The organism is bacterium (genome assembly GCA_035703895.1).
In the GTDB taxonomy this organism is placed as follows: Bacteria; Sysuimicrobiota; Sysuimicrobiia; order Sysuimicrobiales; family Segetimicrobiaceae; genus Segetimicrobium.
In genome coordinates this window covers 1-3903 of record DASSXJ010000224.1, presented here as the reverse complement: position 1 = coordinate 3903, position 3903 = coordinate 1, and the positions used below count along the sequence as shown (strand labels likewise).

Annotated in this window: 5 protein-coding genes; all 5 read right to left on the bottom strand. The window is 66.1% G+C overall.

Annotation, left to right across the window (positions count from 1 at the left end):
* Positions 1–587 (bottom strand): ATP-grasp family protein (locus tag VFP86_15000; protein ID HET9000944.1); only part of this gene is annotated, 587 nt, incomplete at its 3' end.
* The gene (locus VFP86_14995) at positions 577–2166 is read right to left on the bottom strand and encodes a PhoU domain-containing protein (GenBank protein HET9000943.1); all 1590 of its coding nucleotides are present in this window, start codon (positions 2164–2166) and stop codon (positions 577–579) included. The genes VFP86_15000 and VFP86_14995, both read right to left, overlap by 11 nt.
* A gap of 58 nt (positions 2167–2224) precedes the next feature.
* Entirely contained in the window at positions 2225–2614 is a 390-nt protein-coding gene (locus tag VFP86_14990) for an amphi-Trp domain-containing protein (protein HET9000942.1), read from the bottom strand.
* A gap of 157 nt (positions 2615–2771) precedes the next feature.
* A complete protein-coding gene (locus tag VFP86_14985; GenBank protein HET9000941.1) occupies positions 2772–3545 on the bottom strand; it encodes a PHP-associated domain-containing protein in 774 nt (257 codons plus the stop codon).
* Between the two features lie 40 nt (positions 3546–3585).
* The gene (locus tag VFP86_14980) at positions 3586–3747 is read right to left on the bottom strand and encodes a hypothetical protein (protein HET9000940.1); all 162 of its coding nucleotides are present in this window, start codon (positions 3745–3747) and stop codon (positions 3586–3588) included.
* Positions 3748–3903 lie beyond the last annotated feature (156 nt).

Here is a 3903-nt window from a genome sequence, read left to right as displayed (position 1 = left end):
AGGACGGCCACGCCGATGTCCCGCCCCGGGTGCGGGACATATTCTTGGAGATAGAACGGGGTCTGCCACTGGCGCTGCCACTGCTTGAGTTTGAGACGATACGCTTCCTCGCGTGCCAGCAGCAGCATCCCTCGACCCTTGGATGTGTACAACGGTTTGACGACCACCCGCCCCCAGTCCTCGACGACGTCGGTGGCCGCCTCGACGCTCTCGGTGACGACCGTCCGTGGGAGCGGAAGCCCCGCCTGTGCCAGCCGCTGCGTCATCTGATACCGATCGTTGACCTCGCGGATCCCGGCGGAGGGGCTGAACACCCGGACGCCGCGGAATTCGAGCTGCTGGAGCAGGTGGACGCGGCTGGGCGCCGCCGCCTCCCCGGAGCGGCCCAGCTTCTTGACGACCACCCCGTCCAGCGTCCCCAAATCCTGCTCGCCCAGCAGCACCGCACCCTCGGCCAGGCTGAGGGTGCACTCCCCCAGGCTGAAGGCGAACGTCTCCGCGCCCACCCCCTCGAGTGCCCGCTTAAGCCGCTCCGTCGACCAGGCGCCGGGGATCCCGGCCACGGCGACGCGGAGCCTACCCGTCATGGACCAGGTCGTCGAGGAGCGTCATCCCGCGGAGCAGCAGCCGTTCCGCCATCGCCGGATCGATCACGATCCTGATCGAGGTCAGGCACGAACGGGCGAGGCTGAGCTTGAGCCTCCGGTCGAAGGCGAGATCGTTCCGCCGGCGGGCGAAGGATCGGGCAAACTCTTCGACGACCGCGTTGACGGCCTGGATATCCGCCTCGGTCGTCCCATTGAGGTCGGGGCGGCGGACCATGGACAGCAGGAAGACACCGACGTCCTGGACGTAGTCGCCGGGCTTCGACCGGTGGACGTCGATAAACTTGATCTGCTCGGTCTCGGGGTTGTAGATCACGTTGTTGGCGTTGAAATCCCCGTGCAGCCACACTGAAAACGGTGGCGCGAGATCGGCCTGCAGGCGCATCGCCTGGTCGAGCAGCGTGCCGAGCGGGGCGATGCGCCGGCCGTTTTGGACCCCGGCTTTGGCGATCGCCCAGAGTTGGAGATGGAGGACAAAGGCATCCGGGAGCCGCTGGCGGATCTGCTCGACGTAATCGATCGCGGGAGGCGTCGCGGTCAGCGTCGTTTGCCAGACGAACTCCACGGCCGCGAGCACACGGCGGGTCGCCCGCAGCTTGACCTCGCGCGGCGCCGATGACAGGTAGAGGTCCGACAGCAACGCGCCTTCGACATACTCGCGCAGCAGGGCCTGACGATCTTTCACGCTCACCGACCCCAGGACCCGCGGGGTGAGGTCCTGCGCGATGCGTTGCCAGGTCTCCAGCTTGGTCGCTTCCTCCTCGATCTTCCGCCGGGAGCCTTCCTTGTAGATCATCGGCGTCTCCGGTGCCTCGACGCGGGCGACGATCGCGCCGCTGATCCCATCCCAATAGGGCCGGAAATTGTACGTCCCGATGCGCGCCTCGCCGGTGAGCTGCTCGAGCTGCAGAAACTGGGGAAACTTCAGGCGCCGGCCGGTCACGCAGTAGATGGTCTGCTCGCCGATGTTCAAGGTATAATCGGCGACTTTTTCCAGGTACTTGAGGACGGAGAGGACCTGGACCAAGTAGGGGATTTGGGCGGGGTGGGCCTGCATCAGCTTGACGAGCGCTTCCAGCCGCGCCACGTAACACGCATCGAGCTCGGGCTCGCGCAGGCAGGCCCGGCGGGCGAGATCCAGGTCGCCTTCCAGAAACGACTGGGTCGCCTCGGTCACGCCGCTGAGGGCGATCGCTTCCACGTCGGGAAAATCGAAGGGCAGCCGCTCAGCGCCCTCGCGGTGGATCAGGCGGACGCGCTTGGCGATGTGCGTGCCTGCATCCCCGGCCCTTTCCAAGTTCGCGGCGACCTTGGCGGTCGACCGGGCCACCCGGATCCCCCGCGCGTCCAGGTGGCCACCGGCCACCAGGTCGTAACACCGTCCCTCGAGAAACACGTTGAAGTTATCGAGCATGTCATCGCGCTCGATGACCTCTTCGGCCTGGGTCAGATCGACCGCGTGGAAGCAGGAGAGCGCCTGTTCCAGCTGGTGCAGCACCAGGCTCGCCATCCGGCGGAGATCGGGAGTGAGGCTCTCGATATCGGCAACGCGCCGGCTCATGTCCCCCCCGCTCTGGACCCCGCCCGGACGGACCGTCCCGGCTTCGACGCGTCAGGCGCTACGCGTCTTTGATCTTCGGCGTGTACGCGGTGAGCTGCGGGGCGCGGACTTCGGCCTCGATGAGGAGCGCCTCGTCGTGAGATTCGCGCGTCTCGTGCGCGACTTTCCAGGAGAGTTCGAGCTGCAGGCTCGCCGTCCCCTTGTCCGGCTTGCTCTCGGCCTCGATCTCGAGCCGGATCATTTCCCCGGGCTGCAGATGCACCCCGTGTCCCCCCGCGCCGAGCGTAAGCGCGCCTTGGCGCAATCCGTCGGCGATCCGGTTCAGATACTCGGCGACTTGGGATCCCCGGGTCGTCGTCGAGAATTCGAATTCCTCTCGTCCGCGCTTGTCTTTCACGCGAAGATCTCGGTCGCCATCGTCCCTGTCGCGTTTGTCCTTGTCGCTCATACGGCCCTCCTCGGCATATGTGTCTCCCGCCAATCGCTGGGCTACTGACTTCCGCCGGGGGCTGGAGCGATTCCTCCCTCCAGATGACAACCCCCGCACCCCTCACTCGGAGGAACGCCGCGGAGGGGACCGGGTATGCCCGCCACGCCGGTCTGGCCTACGCCGCCTGCGCCACCCGCGCCTTGAGCATCCGTTTGAACGCCCCGCTCATCTGCACGGCCATGGGTCCGTACGGGAGGCTGTGGACATCCGTCTCGCCGATCGCGAGCGCCCGCGCGACCGTCCTCGGGGTCACCTCGTGGACCGGCAGCACGGTCGCCTTGATCCCCACCTGAAGCCACACGTGCGCGTCACTCCCCCCCACCACCGGCAGGTTCAGCCGTCGCGCCTCGTCGCGGACGGCGGCATCGTTGAAGAAGTCCTTGCCATTCAGCTCGAGGGCGTCCAGCCTGCGGAGACGCGCCTGCCCCAGCCTGGCGAGCTCCTTGCCGCACCGGTACATGTGCGCGCCGATCATCAGCAGGCCGTGCCGCCGCGCGACCTCCAACGCTTCGTCGAAGGGCGGTTTGTAGCCCGTCACGGGGGAGGCACACAGCCCCTGACTGAACCGCCCGAGCTGATCCAGCGTGCCGAGCAGCAGGATGTCGCAGCCCTCCGCCACGCCTAGCTCCGCTCCGGTCAGGACGCGCAGCTGATCATCGACGAGCAGCACACCATCGTCATACGTCAGCGTCTGGCACAGAATGTCATACATGGTCCAAAAGTCCGGAGCATGAAAGTGCTCGGTCAGCACGAACGCGTCGAGTTCGGTCTGCCGCGCCTGCGATACCGTCCACCAAAACGCGTCCAGCGAGAACGGGAGCCGTTTCGACAGCTTTGCATGCGTGTGAAAGTCGATGCGCTTCCCCGAGCACACCCTGGGGTTCTTCATGAACGTGACGTCCCACCTCCGGTTGTCATGGGTCCGTTAGTCAGATACCCAGCAGCAGTCTGACACAGACCGCCGCCGCCACCGACACCAGGAGCAGCACGCCGAAGATCGTCGCGGCCACCCTGATGTCCTCCCGCCACCTCGTCCAACCGTCCGAGGGCGCCTCGATCCCGTCTCGCGACTCGATCGGACCCATGACCATCCCACCATCCCCCAGTCTTCCATTTATAAAGTAGGGCGCGAAAGTTAACCGGAGGTGAAGCACAGTTGAAGGCTGGGTGAAGCCGCCCTTTCACACAGGGTTCGACCGGGCTTCACGTGCCCTTGACCCGCATCTGGGTACACTAAGGGTGAGCAA

Bases quoted from the DNA above. Each gene is read 5' to 3' on its own strand.
- VFP86_14990 (HET9000942.1), bottom strand. From the start codon at position 2,614: ATGAGCGACAAGGACAAACGCGACAGGGACGATGGCGACCGAGATCTT.
- VFP86_14980 (HET9000940.1), bottom strand. From the start codon at position 3,747: ATGGTCATGGGTCCGATCGAGTCGCGAGACGGGATCGAGGCGCCCTCG.
- VFP86_14995 (HET9000943.1), bottom strand. From the start codon at position 2,166: ATGAGCCGGCGCGTTGCCGATATCGAGAGCCTCACTCCCGATCTCCGC.
- VFP86_14985 (HET9000941.1), bottom strand. From the start codon at position 3,545: ATGAAGAACCCCAGGGTGTGCTCGGGGAAGCGCATCGACTTTCACACG.